The sequence below is a fragment of the Micromonospora sp. NPDC004336 genome (genome assembly GCF_053602615.1).
In genome coordinates, this window is sequence record NZ_JBSGDY010000107.1 from 1 (window position 1) to 21,451 (window position 21,451).

Below are 21,451 nucleotides of genomic sequence, written 5' to 3' on the forward strand. Positions count from 1 at the left end.
GGCATCCACCACATCGCCTTCGACGGCTGGTCACACTCACTACTCGTACGCGACCTCACCCACGCCTACACCGCCCGAACCACCGGCAACACCCCCGTCTGGGACCGGCCCGCGCCCACCCTGCGCGAGTACCACGACGAGTACACCCGACTGCGCGAGGCCGCCGACCTGGCGGCGCAGCGGGCGTACTGGCGCGAACAGTTGCGCGGCCTGCCCCGACAGGGCCAGGGCCGGTCCCAGGAGCTGCTGGAGCAGACGCCGGCGTGGGGCCCGAAGACCGGGCACGCCGTCACCGTCGGCCGCGAGGTGCTGGAGCGCTGGGACCGGGCCGGCCGCGAGCGCCGGTTCAGCCGCTCCGCCTACTTCGCCGCCGCCTACGCCTCGGCCCTGCGCGCCGTCCACCGGCAGGACGACATCGGCATGCTGATGATCGTCGCCCAGCGCGGCAGCCGCGTCCTCGACTCCACCTTCACGAGCAGGATCAACTCCAACTGCCTCCGCGTCCGGTTCGATGCCCCCGAGCGGGACCTGCCGCGGGCCGTGCAGCGGAGCATCGACGAGCTGATGGCCGCGCAGGACGTCCCCTTCCTGGAGAGCACCGCCGACCCGGCCATCGGCCTGTCCCGCGAGGTGGCCAACAGCCTGCCCACCTTCGCGTACCAGGACAACGTGGTCCTTCCGCTGGAGCTGCCCGGCTGCCGCGCCGAGGAGGTCGTCGAGCCGTACGCCCGCGAGTGGTCGGGCGCCTGCCTCGTCGAGGTGCTGCCCGGCGACGGGGACGTGCTCGTACGCGTGACGGTCCGCACCGACCTGGTCCCGCCGGAGGTCGCCGAGCTGCTGGCCACCGCCGTGCTGCGCTTCCTGCGGGCCGGTCCCGAGGCCGCCGACGAGGCCCGCTGACAGGTCCCGCAGCCGCCGCCCCGGCCCGTGCGGCAGTTCCGGGCCGGGGCGGCGAAGGACCGGGACCGGGCTGACGGCCCGCCGGGCCGTCAGCCCCGGAAGCGTTGCCTGAGGTGACGCGCTGGATCGACCAGGGTGCCGCCGGTGCGGGTCAGTGGACGAGGACGGCGGGGCAGTGGGCGAGCAGGTCCGTCGGGGCGTGCAGGACCAGGTCGGGGCCGGCGGCGAGCAGCGCGGCGAGGTCACCGCCGTGCCAGGTGGTGGCGACCGCGGTGGCGCCGGCGTCCCGGCCGCTGAGCAGGTCGATGACCGCGTCGCCGACCATCATGGCCTGCTCCGGCGGCACGCCGAGGTGGCCGAGCGCCTGGAGCACGATGTCCGGGGCAGGCTTCGGGCGGGCCACCTCGTCGGAGCCGATCACCCGGTCGAACAGCCCCAGCACGCCGAGCGTGTCGAGCAGCGAGCGGGCCCGGGGGCCGCTCTTGCCGGTGGCGACGGCCATCCGGACGCCCCTCGCGTGCAGCGTCTCCAGGGTCTCCCGGACGCCGGGGAAGAGCGGCACCAGGTGGGCCATCCGGTAGCTCTCCCGGACGAACGGCTCCTCCATCTCCAGCGGCAGCCCCATGAGCCGCATGATGTCCGGGAAGTACCGGCCCATGTGCCGGTTGTACTCCTCGAACGGCGCCGGCCCGTCGCCCACCACCTCGGCGTACGCGATGCTGAACGCCTCCCGCATGACGGCCGAGCTGTCGACGACGACGCCGTCGAGGTCGAACACGACCGCGCGGATCGGGCCGGGCAGCGGCGATCGCGGGGTCACCTCGACGGTGGACGGTGGATGGCTCATGGCTGCTCCCGGAGGCGAGTGGGGCCGACGGTGGTTCTCACCGGTCGCGATGGCCCGCCAGCGCGTGCTGCCGCTCCGGCTCGGTGGGCCGGGCGGAGTGGTAGATCCGTTCGATGACGTCGATGGTGCGGCGCGCCTCGGCGACGGCCACGCCCCGGCCGGTCGGGTCCGCCAGCAGCCCGGGAAGGGCGTCGAGCTGACGGTCGTACTCGGCGCCGATCGGCTCGCCGGCCAGCGGCAGCCGGACGGTCTCGCCGTCGCGGGTGCGGGTCAGCGCGGGTGCCGGCTCGCGGTTGGGGCTGAATCCGAAGGTGCAGCGCAGCGTCGCCGAGCCGGCGGCGCCGTGCACCGTGATGGTGGTGCGGTCCAGCGACTCGTGCGAGGCCCAGCAGGCGTGCAGCGCCACGGAGGACCCGCCGGCGGTCAGCAGGAAGCCCCGGGCGGTGTCCTCGACGTCGCCGGGTACGCGGCCACCGGCGGCGGCGTCGCCCCGCCAGGCGGCGTGGGCCGCGCCGTCGTTGACGAAGTCGCCGGAGACGCTGCCGATGGCGTGGGTGACCGGGGCGGGGCCGAGCAGCGGCAGCACCGTGTCGAGCAGGTGCCAGCCGAGGTCGACCAGGGCGCCCCCGCCGGAGAGGTCGCGGCGGGTGAACCAGCCGCCGGCGTCGGGCACGCCCCGCGCGCGTACCCAGGCCACGTCGACGTGCCGGATCGGGCCCAGCTCGCCGGCCGCCTCGGCCAGCGCTCGGACGTCGGCCCGGTAGCGGGCGGCGCTGCCGGCCAGCAGCACCGCGCCGCCGTCGCGCTCCGCCTCGGCGAGCAGGGTCGCCTCGGCGGAGGTCAGGCAGACCGGCTTCTCCAGGAACACCGGCACGCCCCGGCGCAGCAACCGGGCGGCCACGGCGGCGTGCAGGTGGTTCGGCACGGCGACCACGACCAGGTCGACCGCGTCGGCGGGCAGCTCGTCGACGTCGGCGTACGCGGCCGGGACGTGGTGGCCGTCGCGGGCCCGGGCGCGGACGCCCGGCTCCGGGTCGACCACGGCGGTCACCGCGAAACCCGGGTGCGCGGCGAGCCGGGGCAGCCAGATCTCCCGCCCCGCCCAGCCGAGGCCGGCCACCGCGACCCGGACCGGACGGTCGGTCGCGGCGGCCGGGACCGGCCCGGTCATCCGGCGAGGACGTCGGCGAGCACGGTGGCGATCTCGTGCATCTGCTGCTCGGTGCCGAGCAGGGTGCGGTGGTGCAGCCAGACGCAGTCGGCGTGGATCTGCTCGACGTTCGGGCAGCGGGCCGCGATCGACTCGACCGACTCGTCGGGGGTGCCGGCCTTCCAGAAGCCGTCGCACCGGTAGATGGCCCGGAACGCCACGAACGCCGGGACGCCCCGGGCGATCAGGGCGTCCACCACGGCGCGGCGGCGCTCCGGCGTGATCCCGGGGACCCGGAACATCGCCATGTAGTGCGGGTTGCGGTCGCCGCGCTCGTCGCGCCCCTGCGGCACGACGCCGGGGATCTCGGCGAGCAGGCTCGCCAGCAGCGGCCAGCGCTGCTCGCGCACCGCGATCTGCGCGTCGAGCCGGGCCAGCTGGGCGCGCAGCACGGCGGCGGTGAACTCGCCCATGCGGTAGTTCGAGCCGGTGGTGCTGTGCAGGTAGTCCCGGTCGGTGCGGGGCCGGCCGCAGCTGTGCACGAGGAACGCCCGCTCGCGCAGCTCCTCGTCGGGGAAGAGGACGGCGCCGCCCTCGCCGGCGGTCATCAGCTTGCCGTTCTGGAAGCTGAACGCCGCCACCGAGCCCAGCGCGCCGGCCCGCCGGCCCTGCCACTGCGCGCCCTGGGCGTGCGCGGCGTCCTGGAGCAGCGCCACCCCGGCGTCGGCCGCGAGCTTGCTCAGCGCGTCCATGTCGGCGAACTGGCCGGCCATGTGCACCGGCATGATGGCCCTGGTGCGGGGGGTGATGGCGGCCTCGACGGCGGCCGGGTCGACGCAGTAGGTGTCCAGGTCGACGTCGACCGGCACCGCGACCGCGCCGAGGCGCTGCGCGGCCAGCGAGGACGAGATGAAGGTGAAGGCGGGGACGATCACCTCGGTGCCGGGGCCGACGCCGAGCACCTCCAGGGCGACCTCGAGGGCGTGGGTGCCGTTGGTGACGGCGAGCGCGTGCGGCGTGCCGTGGTACGCGCCGAACTCCTGCTCGAAGGAGTCGACCTCGCTGCCGCCCATCCGCCACCACTGGCCCTGCTCGAGGGCGCGGATCAGTCCGACGCGCTCCTCGTCACCGAACTGCGGCCACTCGGGGAGTTCCGACACCGTCGAGGGCTGACCACTCATGACTTCCCACTTCCCAACTCGGGCAGACCAGGGGCTTCGCCGGACATCGGGCGGGACGACCCGGGACCGCCGGTACGCGGTACGGACGCGCCGGGACGCCGGACGGCCGGTTCGAGACGGGTGACGCCCCCGTGGGGCCGGCGGCATCGCCTCAGCAGGGAGGACGGTAACCGAACGGGGCGCGGCGTCACCTCCCCTAACAGCCCCTAGGCACCCCTTAGTCCACCGCCGCCCGGCCGCCGCCGGGTCGCCCGACGCCGGCCGTCCGGTAAGACTGCGGAGGACCAGTCGTCGGGTCCTGTGGGGACAGGGCCGTGCCCCCGCGAGGTGAAGCGTGTCGGACGTGCTGCTGCTGAACGGCCCGAACCTGGGCATCCTCGGCAGGCGGGAGCCGGAGATCTACGGCACCGACACCCTCGACGACATCGAGCGGGCGGTCGGCGAGGAGGTCGCCGCGCGGGGCTGGCGGGTGGTGGCCGAGCAGCACGACTGCGAGGGCGCCATGATCCGGGCCATCCAGGACCGCTACGACACCGTCGGCGCCATCGTCAACCCGGGCGCGCTGATGATCGCCGGTTGGAGCCTGCGCGACGCGCTGGCCAACTATCCGCGGCCGTTCGTCGAGGTGCACCTGTCCAACGTCTGGGCCCGGGAGAGCTTCCGGCACGACTCGGTCATCGCCCCGCTGGCCAGCGGCGTCATCGTCGGGCTCGGGCCGCTGGGCTACCGGTTGGCCGCCCGCGCCCTCGTCGCGACCGTCCCGTGAGGACCGGGCGCGCCGCCGCCTGCCGCCGCCGGCCGTGCACCGGTACGGTCGTGCGCATCCTGCCCCCTGACGCGAAGGACCATCCGTGCACATTCCCGTCATCGTCCTGACCGCCATCCTCGCCGCGGTCTTCCTCGGCACCGCCGTGCCGAAGCTGACCGGGCAGGCGCAGATGCGTGAGCGCATGGACCACCTGGGCGTCTCCCCCGGCCTCACCCGCGTGCTCGGGGTGCTGGAGCTCGCCGCCGTCGCCGGCCTGCTGCTCGGGCTGCTCTGGGCGCCGCTGGGGATCGCGGCGGCCGTCGGCCTCGCCCTGCAGATGGTCGGCGCGGTGGTCTACCACGCCCGGGCGAAGGACCCGGCCGCGATGACCCTGACGCCGGTGATCTTCGCCGCCGCCGCGGTGGCCCTGGTGGTCCTCCACGTCCTCGAGGGCTGAGCCGTCGTGCCCGACCCGCGACGCCACGGCGGCGTGCTGGGCGTCGACGTCGGCGGCACCAAGGTGGCGCTGCGCGCCGAGGCGGCCGGCCGGCCCGCGTACGACCGGGTCTTCCACTGGCCGCGCGGCGGCGACGCGGCGGCGGACCTGGCCGTGCTGGCCGCCGAGGTGGATCGGCTGCGCGGGGCGTGGGGGCCGGTCGGCGCGGTCGGCGTGGCGATGCCGGCGACCACGGACGCGGCAGGCACCGTCACGACGTGGCCCGGCCGGCCGGGCTGGGCGGGCCTGGACCTCGCCGGCGCGCTGCGCCGCGTCTTCCCCGACACGGCCACGGCCGTCGCCGACGACGGCGACCTCGCCGCGCTGGCCGAGGCCCGGCACGCCGGCCACGACGACGTGGTCTACCTGGGCGTCGGCACCGGCGTCGGCGGCGGCGTGGTGCTGGCCGGCCGGTCGGTGCCCGGCCGCTCGTCCGCCGAGGTCGGGCACATGGTCGTCGCCCTCGACGGTACGCGCTGCGACTGCGGCCGGCGCGGCTGCCTCCAGTCGGTCGCGTCGGGCCCGGCCACGCTGCGCCGCGCCGGCGCAGCCCGGGGCGCGGAGGTGAGCTTCGACGAGCTGCGGGCGGCACTGCGCGACGGCCGGGCCTGGGCGGTCGACGCCGTCGACGCGACCTGCCGGGCGCTGGCGGCGGCGGTGGTCAGCCTCGGCGAGCTGCTGGATCCGGCGGTGGCGATCGTCGGCGGCGGGTTCGCCGCCGGGCTGCCGGGCTTCGTGCCGCTCGTCGCCGACCGGGTCCGCTCGGCCGGCCGGCCCGGCCGCCCCGCGCCGCCGGTACTCCCCGCCGCCCTCGGCGGGCTGTCGTCCCTGCACGGCGCGGTGGAGCTGGCCCGCGGCCTGACCGCGGCGCCGCCTCCGCCCAGTCCCGTTCCCACCCCGTAGAGGAGATCAACCATGGTCAGGATCGGCGTCATCGCCGGCAGCACGCGGCCCGGGCGCAAGGCGGACGTCGTGGCCCGCTGGGTACGTGACCTCGCCGCCAAGCGGGGCGACCTCACCGCCGAGCTGGTCGACCTCGCCGACTACGGCCTGCCGCACTTCGACGAGGTGCTGCCGCCGTCGATGGCGCCGTCCACCCGCCCCGCCGTACGCCGGTGGGCGGCGACCGTCGCCCGGTGCGACGGGTTCGTCTTCGTCACCCCGGAGTACAACCACTCGATTCCCGGCGCGCTGAAGGACGCCGTCGACTTCCTGTTCCAGGAGTGGCAGCACAAGTCCGCCGGTTTCGTCAGCTACGGCGTGCACGGCGGTACCCGGGCGGCGGAGCACCTGCGGCTGGTGCTCGGGCAGCTCGGCGTGGCCGACGTCCGCTCGCAGGTCGCGCTCTCCCTGACGAGCGACTTCGTCAACTTCCGCGACTTCCGGCCGGCGGCCCCGCACGAGCAGGCCGTCGGCACCATGCTCGACGAGGTGGTCGCCTGGGCCGGCGCGCTGCGGACGCTGCGCGCCTGACGGCCCGGCGTGCGCCCTGACGCCCGGCGTGCGCCCTGACGCCCGGCGTGCGCCCTGACCAGCCGGCCCACGCCCGACCGCCCGGCCCACGCCCGACCGGCCCGGACCGCGCCATGACCGGCCGAACCACGCCCTGACGGCCGGCCCACGCCTGGCGGCCCGGACCCCCGGGCCGGCGGGTGCGCTCCGCCCGCCCCCGTCGACGACGCGGCGGCCGAGGGGGCGGTGAGCGCCGGGCTCAGCCGGCCCGCTCGGCGCGGCGCAGCAGCGCGGCGGCGACGCAGCCGCCGGCGAAGACCGCCACGGCGCCGACCGTCTGGCCGGTCTCCAGCGCGGAGCGGAACGCCTCGGAGACGGCCCCGCGTTCGGCCTCGCTCCGCGCCGCTTCCAGGGCGGCGGGAAACGATCCCGCGCCGGCCAGGGCGGCGGGCAGCAGGGCGGCGAAGCGGGCGTTGAGGATCGCGCCCAGCACGGCGATGCCGAGGCTGCTGCCGACCTCCGTCATGGTGCCGTCCACCCCGGCCCCGGCCCCGGCCTTCTCCGGCGGGATGGCGCTCATCACCGCCTCGACGATGGCCGGGTTGGCCAGGGCGCAGCCGGCGCCCATCATGAGCAGCCCGGGCAGCAGCACCTCGTAGCCGTCCGACGGGGCGTGGGTGACGAGGGCGAGACCGCCGGCGAGCAGCGTCATGCCGAGGGCGATCGACCACGCCAGCCCGAGCCGCCGGATCACCCGCGCGGCGACGCCGGCCACGTTGAGCAGGACGATGGAGAGCGCGAACGGCACCATCCGCAGCCCCGCCTCCCAGGCGGGGTAGCCGCGCACGAACTGGAGGTGCTGGGTCAGCAGGAACAGCGCGCCGGTGGCCCCGAAGGTGATCAGAACGACGCCGGAGACCGCCCCGACGAAGCGGCGGCTGCGGAAGAAGTGCATGTCGAGCATGGGGTCGGCGACCCGCCGCTCCCAGGCGACGAAGGCGGCCAGCAGGAGCACGCCCGCGCCCGCCGAGCCGAGCACCGGCGGGGCGGTCCAGCCCCGTTCCGGCCCGGCGATGATCGCGTACACGACCCCGGTGAGGCCCGCCGTGGACAGCAGCACCCCGCCGAGGTCGAGGCGCCCGCCGCCCGGGCGGCGCGACTCCGGCACCAGCGCCCACGACGCCACCAGACAGAGCAGCACGATCGGCACGTTGACCAGGAAGATCGCGCCCCACGGCAGGTGGGCGAGGACGAGCCCGCCGAAGGGCGGCCCGGCCGCGAACCCCAGCGCGCTCGCCGCGGCCCAGAGCCCGATGGCCCGCGACCGCTCGGCGTCGTCGAAGACCTGCATCGCCACCGCGAGGGTGGCGGTCACCAGGAGCGCGCCGCCGACGCCCATGCCGGCCCGGGCGGCGATCAGCTGGCCGCTGGTCTGGGCGAGCCCGGCGGCCAGCGACCCGAGCCCGAACAGCACGAGGCCGGCCAGCAGCATCCGCCGTCGGCCGTACCGGTCGGCGGCGCTGCCCGCGCTGAGCAGCAGGCCGCACTGGACCAGGGCGTACGCGTTGATCATCCACTGGACGTCGGCGGTGCTGGCGGACAGCTCGGTCGTCAGCACGGGGATCGCCACGGTCAGCACGGTGTTGTCGAGCACCACGGTGACCTGGGCGAGGCAGAGCACGCCGAGGATCAGCCACCGCCCCCGCACCCGGCCGTCCGTGCCGAGGGCGGCCCCGACGGCCGGCGTGGCGGTGACGGCGGTCATCGGGTCGGCGCGAAGCGGGCGATGGGGTTGGCCAGGGTGCCGACCAGTTGCAGCGCCGCCGACGGGTCGGCCAGGTCGACCATCTGCCGGTTGTTGCGCAGCTGGAGCCGGTTGAGGCAGGACAGCGCGAACTCCGGGGCGAACAGGTCGTAGCGGCGCAGCCGGTCGGCCAGGTGCGGGACGCTGTCGGCGTAGTCGGCCGCGCACTCGGCGACGGTGCGCCAGAAGGTCTCCTCGTCCAGCACGCCCTCGGTGGCCAGGATCGCGTTGAGGTAGCGCAGGAAGCAGTCGAAGACGTCGGTGAAGATCGACAGCAGCTTCATGTCCTCCGGCACGTCGGCCCGGACCCGTCCCACCTGCGGCGGCAGGTCGGCCTCCGGGTCCATGACCACGATCTCCTCGGCGATGTCCTTGAAGATCGCCCGCTCGACCGTGCCGCCGTCGAGGACGAGGATGACGTTCTCGCCGTGCGGCATGAAGGCCAGGTCGTGGGCGTAGAAGCTGTGCAGCAGCGGAGTGAGGTAGGCGTCGAGGTAGCGGCGCAGCCACACCCGCGGCGCCAGCCCGGACTGGGCGATCAGCGCGGCGGCGAACGAGCGGCCGTCGCGGTCGGTGTGCAGCAGGGACGCCATCGTGGCCAGCCGCCGCCCGGGCGCCAGGCCGGGCACCGGGCTCTCCCGCCACAGCGCCGCCAGCATCTTGCGGTACGGGGAGTACCGGTCGGTGGCCGCCTCGTACTCCAGGTGCCGGTACCCGATCGCGGCGCGCTCGCGGATGATCGTCAGCCCGGTGCGGGCGAACACCTCGTCGCCCGCGATCAGGTCGGCGAGCCAGTCGTTGATGGCCGGGGTGGCCTCCATGTACGCGGCCGACAGCCCCCGCATGAAGCCCATGTTCAGCACCGACAGGGCGGTCTTGACGTAGTGCCGGGTCGGGTCGGTGACGTTGAAGAAGGTGCGGATGGACTGCTGGGCCAGGTATTCGTCGGGGCCGGGGCCGAGGCAGACGAGGCGGCGCCGCGCGACCTCGGCGGCGAACGTGACGCTGATCCTGTTCCACCACTGCCACGGGTGCACGGGGATGAGCAGGTAGTCGGCCGGGTCGAGGCCGAGCCCGGTCAGGGTGTCGGCGAACCGGGCGAGAGTGTCGTCGCCGAGTTCGGCGCGCAGCAGGGTGTCGTAGTCCAGGTCGGCGGCGCAGGTGAACGTCGTCCGGTCGCGGTGCGCGGCCAGCCAGATCAGCCGCACCGGCTGGCCCGCCTCCGGGGCGTACGCGCGATATTCGTCGATGCCGAAGCCGATGCGGCCGTTGTTCGCCACGAAGCCGGGGTGGCCCTCGGTCATCTCGGTCTCGATGGTCTGGAAGTCGGCGCGGGCGAGGTCGGCGGCGCTGGTCGCCGGCTTGTCGAGCTTGTACGCGGTGCTGGCCAGGGTGGAGCTGATCTCCTCGAGATAGACGGGGAGGATCTCGTCGCTCAGGCCCAGCGCGCCGCGCAGGTCGAGGCAGAACTCGAGGGCGTCCAGCGGCAGCTCGGCGTCGCCGCGGTGGCGGGTGACGCTGTCGGCGTCGATCCGCCAGTGGTCCAGGGCCAGCAGGTCGGCGGCGAACCGGTAGACCACCTCGCCGTCGTCGCCGCGCACCTCGTAGCGGCGCTCCCCCGCCCCGGGGCCGTCCGTCCCGGCGGGCACCGGGGCGGGAGTGAGCAGCCGTTCGTGGGCGAACTCGGCCAGGGCCTTGCGGACCAGCAGCCGGTTGGCGCGGGCCCAGCTCTCCGGCGTCAGGTGGGCCACGGATGCGGAGGGGTTCACGTGGGCAGGTCTCCTCGGGTTGCGGCGGGAGGGGTGTGGGCGGCGCCGGTCGCGGCCTCGAACTGGGCGCGGGTGCAGACGCTGAGCAGCGCGTCCTTCTCGGGCTTGGCGATCCGGTCGACGACGGTGAAGCCGACGGCCGCGTTGAGCGCGTGCACCGCCGTGTTGCGCACGTCGGGCTCGACCACGACGCGCCGGGTGGCCGGATCGGCGAACAGCCACGCCATCACGGTGGTGATGACCGCGTGGGTGAAGCCGTGCACCGGCGTGTCCGTCGGCGCGCAGAGGAAGTGCATGCCGACGTCGCCGTCGGCCGCGTCGTACAGGCCGACCAGTTCGACGCGGGCGGGGTCGTACCGCTCGGCGAGGAAGGCGGGCCGGCCGTCGTGCAGGCCGAGGAACGCGTCGTGGTGCGGGTGGGCGGCGATGCGCCGGTACTCCTCGGCGACGCGGGCCACGTCGGCGTCCTGCATCAGCCAGAACGCCGCCTTGGGGTGGGTGACCCAGCGGTGCAGCAGCGCGGCGTCGGCGTCGGGGTCGAGGGCGCGCAGCGCGAACTCGCCGAGCCGGTCGTCGACGCGGCGGTAGAGCGCGTCGGTCACGACGCGACCCCGGCCGGCGCGCCGAACTCCTGGAACGCGATGCGCTTCTCGATCGGGTAGTGCTCGCGGCCGAGCAGCTCCCGGATGATATACGAGTTGCGGTACGGGCCCATGCCGAGGTCGGGCGAGGTGACGCTGTGCGCGTGGGTGCCGGCGTTCTGCAGGAAGATGCCCCGGCCGGTGTGGTCGATGCTGTAGTTGCGGGCCACGTCGAAGCGGCCGTGGCCGTCCCACCGGATCCGGTCCCGCACCGGCTCCAGGAACTCGGGAACGCGGTAGTGGTAGCCGGTGGCCAGCACCAGTCCCTCGGTGTCCAGGGTGAGGTCGCGGCCCTGCTCGACGTTGCGCAGCCCCAGCGTGTACGTCCCGCCGTCGTACGCGGCGGTGGTGAGCTCGGTGTTGGTCAGCAGCCGGGTCGGCACGGGTCCGTCGAGGCTCTTGGCGTAGAGCAGGTCGTAGATGTCGTTGATCAGGTCGGCGTTGATGCCCTTGAACAGGCCCTTCTGCGCGGACTCCAGCTGGTAGCGGGTCGCCTCCGGCAGGGCGTGGAAGTAGTCCACGTAGTCCGGCGAGGTCATCTCCAGGGTCAGCTTGGTGTATTCGAGGGGGAAGAACCGCGGCGACCGGGTGACCCAGTTCAGCTGGTAGCCGTGGGCGTCGATGTCGCCGAGCAGGTCGTGGTAGATCTCGGCGGCGCTCTGCCCGCTGCCGACCACGGTGATGCTCCGCTTGGCGCGCAGCGCGGCCCGGTGCTCCAGGTAGCGCGAGTTGTGGATGGCGTCGCCGCCGAGCCCCTGGCAGGCGTCGGGGACGTACGGCGGGGTGCCGGTGCCGAGCACGAGGTGCCGGGCGCGGTGGCTGACCCGCTCCCCGGTGCCGGCCACGGTGGAACGCACGACGTAGTGCTCGTCGGTCGGGTCGTACTCGACGGCGGTGACCCGGTGCCCGAACCGGACGTTGCGCAGCTTCGCGGCGGCCCAGCGGCAGTAGTCGTCGTACTCGCTGCGCAGCGGGAAGAAGCTCTCCCGGATGTAGAACGGGTAGAGCCGGCCCGACTCCTTGAGGTAGGCCAGGAAGGAGTACGGCGAGGTCGGGTCGGCGAGGGTGACGAGGTCGGCGATGAACGGCGTCTGGAGGCGGGTGGACTCCAGCAGCATCCCGGGATGCCAGCTGATGGTCTCCCGCTCCTCCAGGAAGAGGCCGTCGAGGTCGTCGATCGGCTCGGTCAGGCACGCCAGGCCCAGGTTGTACGGGCCCAGCCCGACGGCGATGAAGTCGTACGTGGACATGCGCTTCTCCATGACGGGGGGGGGGTCGTTCGTCAGCCGACGGGGCAGGACAGCTCGGCGGCGGCCCTGGTCCGCGCGTACCAGCCGGCGTGCTCGGCGACGAGGTCGAGGACGTGGGCGATGTCGTCCCGCGTGGTCTCGGGGTTGAGCAGGGTGAGCTTGAGGTGGTGCGCGCCGTCGACCTTGGTGCCGGCGACGAGCCCGGCGCCGGAGGCCGCCAGTGCCTCGCGGGCGTGCAGGTTGGCCTCGTCGACGACGTCGCGGCCGGCGTCGGTCGGCAGGTAGCGGAAGACCACGGTGCTCAACTGCGACCGGGTGACCACCTCGAAGCGGGGGTCCTCGGTGAGCATCTGCCAGGCGTCGGCGGCGCGGTCCACCACCTCGTCGAAGAGCGCGCCGATCGCGTCCGGGCCCATGATCCGCAGCGTCAGCCAGAGCTTGAGGGCGTCGAACCGGCGGGTGGTCTGGAGGCTCTTGTCGACCTGGTTGGGGATGCGCTGCTCGACCATGCGGGCCGGGTTGAGGTAGTCGGCGTGCCAGGTGGCGTGCCGCAGCGTCCGCCGGTCGCGCACCAGCAGGGCGCTGGAGCTGACCGGCTGGAAGAACGACTTGTGGTAGTCGACGGTGACGGAGTCGGCCCGTTCGATGCCGTCGAGCAGGTGCCGCCGGGTCGGCGACACGAGCAACCCGCAGCCGTACGCGGCGTCGACGTGCAGCCAGACGCCGGCGGCGGCGCAGATGTCGGCGATCTGCGGCAGGGGGTCGATGGTGCCGAAGTCGGTGGTGCCGGCGGTGGCGACCACGGCCGCCACCACGAGGCCGTCGCGGCGGCAGCGGTCGATCTCGCGGGTCAGTTCGTCGGTACGCATCCGCCGCTCGGCGTCGGTGGGCACGGTGAGCACGGCGTCCGCGCCGAGGCCGAGCAGCCTGGCCGCCTTCTGCACGCTGAAGTGGCCGGCGGCCGAGGTGATGATGCGCATTCGGGCCAGCAGTTCCGGACGCGACGGGCGTCCGGCCGACCGGCCGGCCTCCCGGGCGCAGCTCTCCTCGCGGGCCAGCAGCATCGCCTGGAGGTTGGACTGGGTGCCGCCGCTGGTGAAGACGCCGTCGGCGGCCGGGCCGAGGCCGATCCGCTCGGCCGTCCAGTCGACGAGCCGCCGCTCGATCAGGGTGCCGCCGGCGCTCTGGTCCCAGGTGTCCAGGGAGGAGTTGACGGCGCTGAGCACCGCCTCGGCGAGCAGGGCGGGGATCACCACCGGGCAGTTGAGGTGCGCCAGGTAGCGGGGGTGGTGGAAGTAGACGGCGTCGCGCAGGTAGACGTCCTGGAGTTCGTCGAGCGCGGCGTCGGTGTCGCCGAGCGGCCGGTCCAGGTCGATGCCGGCGATGCGCGGCGCCAGCTCGTCCGGCGTCACACCCGTGAACGGCCGGTCCGCGCCGGCCACCCGGGTCGCCACCCGGTCGACGCCGGCGGCGAGCACCCGCCGGTAGTCGTCGACCGTGCCGGCGGTGAACAGGTGCGCGCGGGCGCCGTCGGTGCCGGGGGTCGCCCCGGTCGACGGCGCCGGGACGGTGGATCCGGGCAGGCTCATGCGGGTCCTCAACGGTCGGGAGTGGACACGATGGCGGGGGACGGTGGACGTCGCCTTCCGCGCGTGATCCGGTGATCAAGCGAACTTAGGTTACCCTAACCTAAGTTCGTGTCAACATTGTTGCCGAGTGATATCGATGTCGCTCAGTTCGAAACCGTCGCCGGCACCCGCTCCCCCGGCGTCGCCGGAGCGGCCCGCCGGAACCGCCGCTGGTGCGCCACGCCGGCCGCGACGCCGAGCGCCACCAGGACGACGGAGGCCACCGCGACGGCGGGATAGCCGACCATCTCGGCCGCGGCCAGCGCGAGCGAGGCGGCCACGAACGAGCAGACCAGCCCGAACGACGACAACACGGTGAAGTCGGTGCCGCCCGTGCCGGGCCGGGAGTAGTCCATGTTGACCGTGTAGAGCACCACGTTGGCGACGGTGTAGGCGGCCATGAAGCAGCACAGCGCGGCGACCGTCCCGCCGAGCGGGGCCCGGCCGGTCATCAGCGGCAGCAGCAGCGCCGTGGACGCGGCCAGCGCCGCTCCCCCGGCGACGAGCACGCCGGCGCGGCCGAACCGGCCGATCCCGAGGCCGGCGACCAGGCCGGCCGCGACGGCCGGCACGCTGGTGACCACGCCGGTCACCACGCCGATCCGCCCCAGCGACCAGCCCGCGTCGACCAGGGCCGGCGTGACGAGGGCGTACGCCGCGCCGGCTCCGGTGTAGACCAGCGGCACCACGACGAAGGTCCACCACCGGCAGCCGGGCTGGCCGAACACCGACAGCAGCGCCCGGTACGCCTCGCCGGTGCGCACGCGGTCGGCGCGGGCGGGCTCCCGGAACCGCCACACCACCAGCAGGCCGACGGCGGTCAGCGCGGCCAGCAGCAGGATCGCGGGCACCCAGCCGAACCGGTCGTAGACGATGACGCAGGCGCCGCCGCCGAGCAGGTTGCCCACGTAGCTCGCGGCGACCTGGATCCCGTTGCCCGCGCCCCGGGACCGCTCGGAGAGCAGCCGCACGGCGACCGCGTCGACGGCGATGTCCTGCGTGGCGGAGAGGAACACGTACGCGAGGCAGATCGCGACGACCGGGCCGAGCCGCTCGGCCGGGCGGTCGAACGGCAGCAGGGCCAGCAGGGCCAGCACCAGGCCGCCCTGGAGCACCAGCAGCCAGGACCGGTAGTGGCCCCGGTGGCGGGAGCCGTACCGGTCGAGGATCGGCGCCCAGAGGAACTTGACCGGCCAGACCAGGCCGACGACCTGGAGCAGCGCCAGGGTGTCCAGCGAGGTGCCGCCGTCGCGCAGGATGGCGGTCAGCCCGACGGTGATGAAGCCGATGCCGAGGTACTGGGTGACGTAGAGCGCGGTGAGCGTACCGAGCCGACCCCTCACCTGGCGCTCCAGTAGGCGAGCGAGGTGAGCTGGTGCTTGCCGACCCCCAGGGTCCGCCGCACGTGCCTGGTGATGCCGCGCGTGCTGGCCGCCTCGCAGGCCACCCAGTAGTGCGCGTCGTCGGCGGCGGGCAGGGCCGCGCAGACCGTGTCGACCAGGTGCCGCCCCTCGTCGCGGCGCGGCACCCAGGTGACCTCGTGCCGGTCCCGGGCGCGCGGCGTCAGGGCCTTCTCGCCCTCGTCGGCGTACTCCAGCCAGACCGTCGCCGGGACGTCCGGGGCCGCGTCGAGCAGGCTGTTCACGGCCGGCAGCGAGGCGGCGTCGCCGACCAGGTAGAGGTGCCGGGGCGCGGGGTCCGGCAGGCTGAACGCGCTGCCCTGCATCGTGGCGTCGATGGTGTCGCCGGGCTCGGCGGCGGCGGCCCAGCGGGCGGCGCACCCGTCGTGGATGGCGAACTCGAGGTCGAACCGGCCGGTCGCCGGGTCCGGGTCCACGAGGGTGTACGCGCGCTGGTGCGGACGGCCGTCGTTGTCGAACCACAGCCGCACCCACATGGTGGGGTGGACGCCGTACGTCTCCAGCAGCCCGCCGCCGTCCATACGCAGCCGGCGGTAGTTCCCACCGACCGCCTCGGCGCCGAGCACGGTCAGCCGGAAATCCCGACCGCCCATGGCCTTCAGCACCAGGGCCTCCCAGTTCCGCTTCACGCACCCCTCCAGGTAAGGTCCACCTCAGTTAGGGGAGGGTAACCTAAGTTGATGTTCCTGTGGCAGGCGGTACGGCCGCCCGTACGGTCAGCGCCGCGATGACCGGGGTCTATCGCGACCGGTGGGGGATCCCCCACCTGCGCGCCGACACCGTCGACGACCTCGCCCGGTTGCAGGGGCGGGTGGCCGCCCTCGACCGGGCCTGGCAGATCGAGGTCGAGCGGTGGCGCTCGGAGGGCCGCCTCGCCGAACACGTCGGCCCCGCCGAACTGGGCTGGGACAGGTTCGCCCGCCGGGCCCGCCTCGACGACACCGCACGGCGCTGCTTCGACCGGCTCGCCCCCGCCACCCGGCGCTGGGTCGGCGCCTACGTCGACGGGGTCAACGAGGGGCTGGCCGAGGGCGCGGCCGCCGCGCCCGAGTTCGCGGCGGTCGGCTGCGCGCCGGGCCCGTGGCGGCCGTGGTCGCCGCTGGGCGTCTTCCTCGTCCAGCACGTGCTCTTCTCCACCTTCCCCAACAAGCTGTGGCACGCCCACGTCGCCGCCACCCTCGGCCCGGCGGCGGCCGGCCTGTTCGCCGTCGAGGGGCCCGGCGGGTCGGGCAGCAACGCCTGGGCGGTGCCCGGCGACCCGGGCACGGGCCGGGCGCCGGTCGTCGCGGGCGACCCGCACCGCATCCTCGAACTGCCCGGCATCTACCAGCAGGTGCGCCTCGCCTGCCCCGAGTTCGACGTGTTCGGCCTCGCGTTCCCGGGCGTCCCCGGGCTGCCCCACTTCGGACACGCGGGCGAGGTGGCCTGGGCCGTCACCAACGCGATGGCGGACTACCAGGACCTCTACCGGGAGCAACTGCGCCGCGACGGCGACCGCGTGCTGGTCCGCGACGCCGACGGCTGGGTGCCGGCGCACCGCCACGTCGAGCGGATCGCGGTGCGCGGCGGCGAACCGGAGTCCGTCGAGGTGATCGAGACCCCGCGCGGGCCGGTGATCGACCACGATCGCGGCACCGGCGAGGCGCTCAGCCTGCGGGCCCCCGTACGGGTCGAGGCACGGCTCGGCTTCGACGCGCTGCTGCCGCTGCTGCGGGCGCGCGGCGTCGACGACGTCGCCGAGGCGCTGCGGGACTGGGTCGAGCCGGTCAACAGCGTCCTCGTCGCCGACCGGCGCGGGGCGGTGGCCCAACTGGTCGCGGGGCTCGTGCCCGTCCGCGACGAGCGGTGCCGGCGGGAGCCGGTGCCCGGCTGGGACCCGCGCTACCGGTGGCGGGGCGACTACGCGCCGCCGCGCCGCACCCGCGTCGACGGTGTCGCGGTGTGCGCCAACGACCGCCGCCCCGACACCGCCGACCTCGGCGCCGACTTCGCCCCGCCGCACCGCGCCCGCCGGATCCGCGCCCTGCTGACCGACGGCGCCGGCCCGGAGGCCGTACACACCGACACCCGGCTGGCGGCCACGACCCTGCGCGGCGCGCTCGACCGGCTCGACCCCGACGGCCTCGGCGAGCCGGCGCGACGCCTGCGGGACCGGCTGCTCGCCTGGGACGGGCGGATGCGGGCCGACAGCGCCGACGCGGGCGCGTTCGCGGCCTGGCGCGCGGCCCTGGCCCGCCGGCTGCACGAGCACCCGAGCCTGCGCCCGCTGCACGCCCCGAGCGCCTTCGACGGGCTGTTCGCGCCGTGGACCGACCCGCTGTCGCGCATCGGCCACGCCCTGGACGGCGTGGTCGCCGGCCTGCACCGCCTCGGCGGCGACGTCGACCCGGTGGCCGCCGCCGCCCTGGCGGACGTCGCGTCGGGCGACCCGCCGCAGCCGTGGGGGCGGCGGCACCTGCTGCACCCGGTCCACCTCGGGGTGGCGCCGGCGGTCGGCGCGGCGGTGGAGGCGATGCGGGCGCGGGTCGCGCTGGCCGGCGACACGGAGTGCGTGCTGGCCACCTCCAGCGTCCCCGGCGTGTCCGACGCGTGCTGGCGCGGCCCGGTGGCCCGCTACGTGTGGGACCTGACCGACCGGGCGCGGAGCCGGTGGGTCGTGCCGTTCGGCGCGTCCGGGCGGCCCGGCGACGCGCACTTCGACGACCAACTGCCACTGTGGGCCGGCGGCGCGCTGGCCCCGGTGGTCACCGACTGGCGAGAACTCACCCCGGAACCAGGAGCAGAGACACCGTGACATATCAGGAGAGCATCCCCGGGCTCGGCGAGCTGTCGCTCGTCGTGCTCGACCCGAAGCGCGACGCCGGGCTGGTGCACGGCTGGGTGACCGAGCCCCGGGCGTCGTTCTGGGGCATGGGGTCGTACTCGGTGGACGACGTGCGGGAGATCTACGAGTTCGTTGACGGGCTCGCCACCCACCACGCGTACCTGATCATGCTCGACGACGCGCCGGTCGGCCTGTTCCAGACCTACCAGCCGGAGGCGGACCCGGTCGGCGAGCGCTACGCCGTCCGGCCCGGCGACGTCGGGATGCACCTGCTGCTCGCGCCCGGCAACCGCCCGCCGCGCGGCCTCACCGCCGCCGTCGGCTCGGCGCTGGTCCGGTTCCTGTTCAGCGACCCGACGCGGCAGCGGGTCGTGGTCGAGCCCGACGTGCGCAACCAGCGCGCGCTGGACCGGCTGGAGCGGGAGGGCTTCACCTTCGGCGACGAGGTCGACATGCCCGACAAGCGGGCCCGGTTGGCGTTCCTGACCAGGGAACGGTTCGAGTCGGACCACCCCGTACCGGTCTGACGGGCGGTGCGCCGGAACGAACCGGCCCCGGGGCGGAAGGCCCCGGGGCCGGTGCGGTGACGCGACGGTCAGAAGGTGGGCGCGAGGTAGAGCAGCCGGTTCGGCGAACCGGTGCCCGGGCTGGTGATCACGCTCGGCGTGGCCTGGCTGACCAGGTACGAGTGGACCTGGGCCGGGGTCCAGCTCGGGTTGACGCTGAGCACCCGGGCGGCAGCGCCGGCGACGTGCGGCGAGGCCATCGAGGTGCCGCTGATGGTGTTGGTGGCGGTGTCGCTGTTGTACCAGGCCGACAGGACGCTCACGCCCGGGGCGAAGAGGTCGGTGCAGGTGCCGTAGTTGGAGAACGAGGCACGGGCGTCGTTGCTCTGCGAGGCGTTGACGGTCAGCGCCGTCGACACGGAGGCCGGCGAGAAGTTGCAGGCGTTGGCGTTCGAGTTGCCGGAGGCCACCGCGTAGGTGACGCCGTCGGCGATCGAGTTCGCCACCGCGGTGTTCAGCGACGCGTTGGTGGAGCCGCCGAGGCTCATGTTCGCCACGGCCGGCTGACCCGCCTGGTGGTTGGAGGTCACCCAGTTGATGCCGGCGATGACCTGCGCCCAGGTGCCGCTGCCCTGGCAGTTGAGCACCCGCACGCCCACCAGCCGGACGTTCTTCGCCACGCCGTAGGTGTTGCCGCCGACGGTCCCCGCGACGTGCGTGCCGTGGCCGTTGCAGTCGGCGGCCGGCAGCGCGTTGTCGATCGCGTCGTAGCCGTCGACGGCCTGGCCGGCGAAGTCGACGTGCGTGGTCCGGATGCCGGTGTCGATGATGTACGCCGTCACGCCCGTGCCGCTGCTGTTGTAGGTGTAGCTGCGGCTCAGCGGCAGGGCCCGCTGGTCGATGCGGTCCAGGCCCCACGGCGGGTTGCTCTGGGTGGCCGCCAGCGACACGGTGTGGTTCTGCTCGACGTAGTCGACGGCGGGGTGCGCGGCGAGGCGCTTGGCGGCCCGCTCCGACAGCCGCGCCTCGAAGCCGTTGAGGGCGTCGCCGTAGACGTGCCCCACCGTCCCGCCGAAGCGCGCGGCGAGCGTGTCGGCGGCGCTGCGCACCTCGGCCTGGCGGGTGCCGGCGCGACCGCCGACGCCGCTGTCCTTGAGCACCACGATGTAGCTGCCGGTCACGGCCGTCGCGCCGCCGGCGCCGCGGATCTCACCGGTCGCCGGGGCTGCCGCCGCCGGGGAGCCGATCATGGTGGTGACCATGGCGGCACTGGCGAGCACGCCGACGGCGCCGGCGAGGATACGCCGTTGAGTGCGAGGGAGTGTCATCTCCCGGTCCTCCTACTGTCGTGGCCTGCGGGCGGCTCGTGGCGCACCGCCGAGGCGGTGAACGATGAGGAAACCTTAGCCATCACATTCACGTACGTGTATTTCTTTGGTGTTCACAATCTGAGGAGGATGTTGAAGATGTCGACGTGAACCCCTTGCGTGAGGCGGCATTCCATTGAGATACGTCAGCACGCCAGGTTGATCGCGGCGGGAGCGGCCGGCCGCGGCGCGGCACACCTCGACCGGCCCCCGGACCGCGCGGCGCCCCGGCGCCCCCGGCCGCCGTCGCGTCGACCTCGCCCCCGTTGCAGTGATCTCCGTCACGTCGGCCGTCCCGGGCCGGCCCGGGTCGGCACCGGGGCGACCCGAGGCCCGATTCCCGCGCCGGCGGCCGGGATCCGCGCCCGCGACCCCCCGATCCCGCCGCTGACCGCATCGACGCAAGGGCGCGTGCCGCACACGCAGCGTGACCGCCCCGGGTGGTCGCCGACGCCAACGGGGCCTCCGGCCCCTCGTCGACAACTGGCGCGATTTGGCGCGCTCACTACCCTGTTGCATGATCCCCGTGCCTGGGCACACGTCGACAGCGATAAGGGCTTCAGATGACCGACAGTCACCCCCCGTACGGAGGGCAGCCGGACCCGAACGTCACCCCGTGGAGCGGGCCGCCGGCCCCGCAGGCCGGGTACCCCGGATACGGCCAGCCCGGGCAGCCGCCGCAGTTCGGGGCCCCCGTCCCACCGCCGCAGAAGTCGAACAAGGGCCTGATCATCGGCCTGTCCGCGGCCGCCGTGGTGGTCCTGCTCGTGCTCTGCGGTGGCGGAATCGGCTTCTTCCTCGTCAACAACGACGACGACGATCCCACCCCGGTCGCGTCCGCCAGCGCCAACCCGACCGCCAGCAACTCGGGCACCGACCCCTCGCCCAGCCCGGAGCAGTCCGAGTCGGAGCAGCCCAACGGCAACAACGCGGTGACCGCCCGCTACTCCAGCGACCTGGCCGACGTCTGCGAGGGCAGCCAGATCCTGAACGCGGCGCCCTACAGCGGGCCGTCCGGGGCGAAGGCGTACACCTTCTCGAACAACCCCGACCGGCCGACGTTCTGGTCGTCGAAGTCGATCGCCTCGAACAAGCCGTACTACGCCAAGAGCGCCGACTTCGAGTCGGTCTCCGTGGTCGGCTGCCTGAAGTTCGTGGAGGGCAGCGAGGGCACCCCGAAGAAGTGCCAGTACACCAGCTCGGGCAAGCAGGTCACGATCGACTACGTCTCGTCGCGCTACACGCTGACCTTCTACGCCGCGAAGACCGGTGAGAAGATCGGCGACGGCGGCACCGTGAGCGCCCCGGCCAGCCGGTGCCCGAGCTTCATCTCTTACAACAAGAACACCATGAAGGCGTACGCGTCGCCGGATACGGGTCGGTGGACGCCACCCCGCTGTTCCTGGTGCTGCTCGACGAGTACGAGAAGTGGAGCGGCGACGTCGCGCTGGTCATGGAGCTGGAGCG

The 21,451-nt window shown here is 74.3% G+C and carries 19 protein-coding genes; 8 read left to right on the forward strand and 11 right to left on the reverse strand.

Features of this window, described 5'->3' with window-relative positions:
- Nucleotides 1-900: condensation domain-containing protein (locus ACWENR_RS20610; protein WP_452278596.1), on the forward strand; the 900-nt coding region annotated here is incomplete at its 5' end.
- A 151-nt stretch (nucleotides 901-1,051) separates the two neighbouring features.
- Here ACWENR_RS20610 and ACWENR_RS20615 read toward each other — a convergent pair.
- From ACWENR_RS20615 to ACWENR_RS20625, 3 genes are read right to left on the reverse strand one after another with little or no spacing between them, the layout of a single operon-like run.
- A complete protein-coding gene (locus ACWENR_RS20615; RefSeq protein ID WP_452278597.1) occupies nucleotides 1,052-1,747 on the reverse strand; it encodes an HAD-IA family hydrolase in 696 nt (231 codons plus the stop codon).
- Between the two features lie 37 nt (nucleotides 1,748-1,784).
- Entirely contained in the window at nucleotides 1,785-2,918 is a 1,134-nt protein-coding gene (locus tag ACWENR_RS20620) for a Gfo/Idh/MocA family protein (RefSeq protein WP_452278598.1), read from the reverse strand.
- On the reverse strand, nucleotides 2,915-4,078 hold the full coding sequence (locus tag ACWENR_RS20625) for a DegT/DnrJ/EryC1/StrS family aminotransferase (protein ID WP_452278599.1): 1,164 nt from the start codon (nucleotides 4,076-4,078) through the stop codon (nucleotides 2,915-2,917). The genes ACWENR_RS20620 and ACWENR_RS20625 overlap by 4 nt, the downstream gene beginning before the upstream one ends.
- A gap of 334 nt (nucleotides 4,079-4,412) precedes the next feature.
- On the opposite strand from ACWENR_RS20625, the gene ACWENR_RS20630 reads away from it, so the two are divergent.
- From ACWENR_RS20630 to ACWENR_RS20645, 4 genes are all read left to right on the forward strand, one after another.
- The gene (locus ACWENR_RS20630) at nucleotides 4,413-4,844 is read left to right on the forward strand and encodes a type II 3-dehydroquinate dehydratase (RefSeq protein WP_091106401.1); all 432 of its coding nucleotides are present in this window, start codon (nucleotides 4,413-4,415) and stop codon (nucleotides 4,842-4,844) included.
- An 85-nt stretch (nucleotides 4,845-4,929) separates the two neighbouring features.
- Nucleotides 4,930-5,283, forward strand: coding sequence for a DoxX family protein (locus tag ACWENR_RS20635; RefSeq protein ID WP_452278600.1), 354 nt, complete (start codon nucleotides 4,930-4,932; stop codon nucleotides 5,281-5,283).
- A gap of 6 nt (nucleotides 5,284-5,289) precedes the next feature.
- Nucleotides 5,290-6,225, forward strand: coding sequence for an ROK family protein (locus tag ACWENR_RS20640; protein ID WP_452278601.1), 936 nt, complete (start codon nucleotides 5,290-5,292; stop codon nucleotides 6,223-6,225).
- Nucleotides 6,226-6,237: 12 nt separating this feature from the next.
- On the forward strand, nucleotides 6,238-6,795 hold the full coding sequence (locus ACWENR_RS20645) for an NADPH-dependent FMN reductase (RefSeq protein ID WP_452278602.1): 558 nt from the start codon (nucleotides 6,238-6,240) through the stop codon (nucleotides 6,793-6,795).
- A gap of 238 nt (nucleotides 6,796-7,033) precedes the next feature.
- On the opposite strand, the gene ACWENR_RS20650 is transcribed toward ACWENR_RS20645, so the two are convergent.
- The 7 genes from ACWENR_RS20650 to ACWENR_RS20680 all read right to left on the reverse strand — a co-directional run bounded on the left by ACWENR_RS20650 (nucleotide 7,034) and on the right by ACWENR_RS20680 (nucleotide 15,916).
- Nucleotides 7,034-8,539, reverse strand: coding sequence for an MFS transporter (locus ACWENR_RS20650; protein WP_452278603.1), 1,506 nt, complete (start codon nucleotides 8,537-8,539; stop codon nucleotides 7,034-7,036).
- Nucleotides 8,536-10,347, reverse strand: a complete 1,812-nt coding sequence (locus ACWENR_RS20655; RefSeq protein ID WP_452278604.1) for an IucA/IucC family protein — start codon at nucleotides 10,345-10,347, stop codon at nucleotides 8,536-8,538. Before ACWENR_RS20655 ends, ACWENR_RS20650 begins: the two co-directional genes overlap by 4 nt.
- Nucleotides 10,344-10,949: a GNAT family N-acetyltransferase gene (locus ACWENR_RS20660; protein WP_452278605.1), complete on the reverse strand. Its 606-nt coding sequence runs from the start codon at nucleotides 10,947-10,949 to the stop codon at nucleotides 10,344-10,346. The genes ACWENR_RS20655 and ACWENR_RS20660 overlap by 4 nt, the downstream gene beginning before the upstream one ends.
- Nucleotides 10,946-12,238 carry a lysine N(6)-hydroxylase/L-ornithine N(5)-oxygenase family protein gene (locus ACWENR_RS20665; RefSeq protein WP_452278606.1) on the reverse strand — a complete coding sequence of 431 codons (1,293 nt, stop codon included), beginning with the start codon at nucleotides 12,236-12,238 and terminating at the stop codon, nucleotides 10,946-10,948. The genes ACWENR_RS20660 and ACWENR_RS20665 overlap by 4 nt, the downstream gene beginning before the upstream one ends.
- 32 nt (nucleotides 12,239-12,270) lie before the next feature.
- On the reverse strand, nucleotides 12,271-13,827 hold the full coding sequence (locus ACWENR_RS20670) for a pyridoxal phosphate-dependent decarboxylase family protein (RefSeq protein ID WP_452278607.1): 1,557 nt from the start codon (nucleotides 13,825-13,827) through the stop codon (nucleotides 12,271-12,273).
- 143 nt (nucleotides 13,828-13,970) lie between these two features.
- Entirely contained in the window at nucleotides 13,971-15,209 is a 1,239-nt protein-coding gene (locus tag ACWENR_RS20675; RefSeq protein ID WP_452278608.1) for an MFS transporter, read from the reverse strand.
- Nucleotides 15,206-15,916, reverse strand: a complete 711-nt coding sequence (locus tag ACWENR_RS20680) for a siderophore-interacting protein (protein WP_452278609.1) — start codon at nucleotides 15,914-15,916, stop codon at nucleotides 15,206-15,208. Before ACWENR_RS20680 ends, ACWENR_RS20675 begins: the two co-directional genes overlap by 4 nt.
- A gap of 98 nt (nucleotides 15,917-16,014) precedes the next feature.
- On the opposite strand from ACWENR_RS20680, the gene ACWENR_RS20685 reads away from it, so the two are divergent.
- The gene (locus ACWENR_RS20685; protein WP_452278610.1) at nucleotides 16,015-18,081 is read left to right on the forward strand and encodes a penicillin acylase family protein; all 2,067 of its coding nucleotides are present in this window, start codon (nucleotides 16,015-16,017) and stop codon (nucleotides 18,079-18,081) included.
- Complete coding sequence (locus tag ACWENR_RS20690) at nucleotides 18,078-18,638, forward strand: GNAT family N-acetyltransferase (RefSeq protein ID WP_452278611.1); 561 nt, start codon at nucleotides 18,078-18,080, stop codon at nucleotides 18,636-18,638. Before ACWENR_RS20685 ends, ACWENR_RS20690 begins: the two co-directional genes overlap by 4 nt.
- Before the next feature lie 68 nt (nucleotides 18,639-18,706).
- Here ACWENR_RS20690 and ACWENR_RS20695 read toward each other — a convergent pair whose 3' ends face one another.
- Nucleotides 18,707-19,945, reverse strand: a complete 1,239-nt coding sequence (locus ACWENR_RS20695; protein WP_452278612.1) for a S8 family peptidase — start codon at nucleotides 19,943-19,945, stop codon at nucleotides 18,707-18,709.
- A gap of 602 nt (nucleotides 19,946-20,547) precedes the next feature.
- Here ACWENR_RS20695 and ACWENR_RS20700 point away from each other — a divergent pair.
- Nucleotides 20,548-21,451 (forward strand): hypothetical protein (locus ACWENR_RS20700; protein ID WP_452278613.1); only part of this gene is annotated, 904 nt, incomplete at its 3' end.

Bases quoted from the DNA above. Each gene is read 5' to 3' on its own strand.
- ACWENR_RS20645 (WP_452278602.1), top strand. From the start codon at position 6,238: ATGGTCAGGATCGGCGTCATCGCCGGCAGCACGCGGCCCGGGCGCAAG.
- ACWENR_RS20615 (WP_452278597.1), bottom strand. From the start codon at position 1,747: ATGAGCCATCCACCGTCCACCGTCGAGGTGACCCCGCGATCGCCGCTG.
- ACWENR_RS20625 (WP_452278599.1), bottom strand. From the start codon at position 4,078: ATGAGTGGTCAGCCCTCGACGGTGTCGGAACTCCCCGAGTGGCCGCAG.
- ACWENR_RS20665 (WP_452278606.1), bottom strand. From the start codon at position 12,238: ATGTCCACGTACGACTTCATCGCCGTCGGGCTGGGCCCGTACAACCTG.
- ACWENR_RS20620 (WP_452278598.1), bottom strand. From the start codon at position 2,918: ATGACCGGGCCGGTCCCGGCCGCCGCGACCGACCGTCCGGTCCGGGTC.
- ACWENR_RS20695 (WP_452278612.1), bottom strand. From the start codon at position 19,945: ATGACACTCCCTCGCACTCAACGGCGTATCCTCGCCGGCGCCGTCGGC.
- ACWENR_RS20650 (WP_452278603.1), bottom strand. From the start codon at position 8,539: ATGACCGCCGTCACCGCCACGCCGGCCGTCGGGGCCGCCCTCGGCACG.
- ACWENR_RS20670 (WP_452278607.1), bottom strand. From the start codon at position 13,827: ATGAGCCTGCCCGGATCCACCGTCCCGGCGCCGTCGACCGGGGCGACC.
- ACWENR_RS20685 (WP_452278610.1), top strand. From the start codon at position 16,015: ATGACCGGGGTCTATCGCGACCGGTGGGGGATCCCCCACCTGCGCGCC.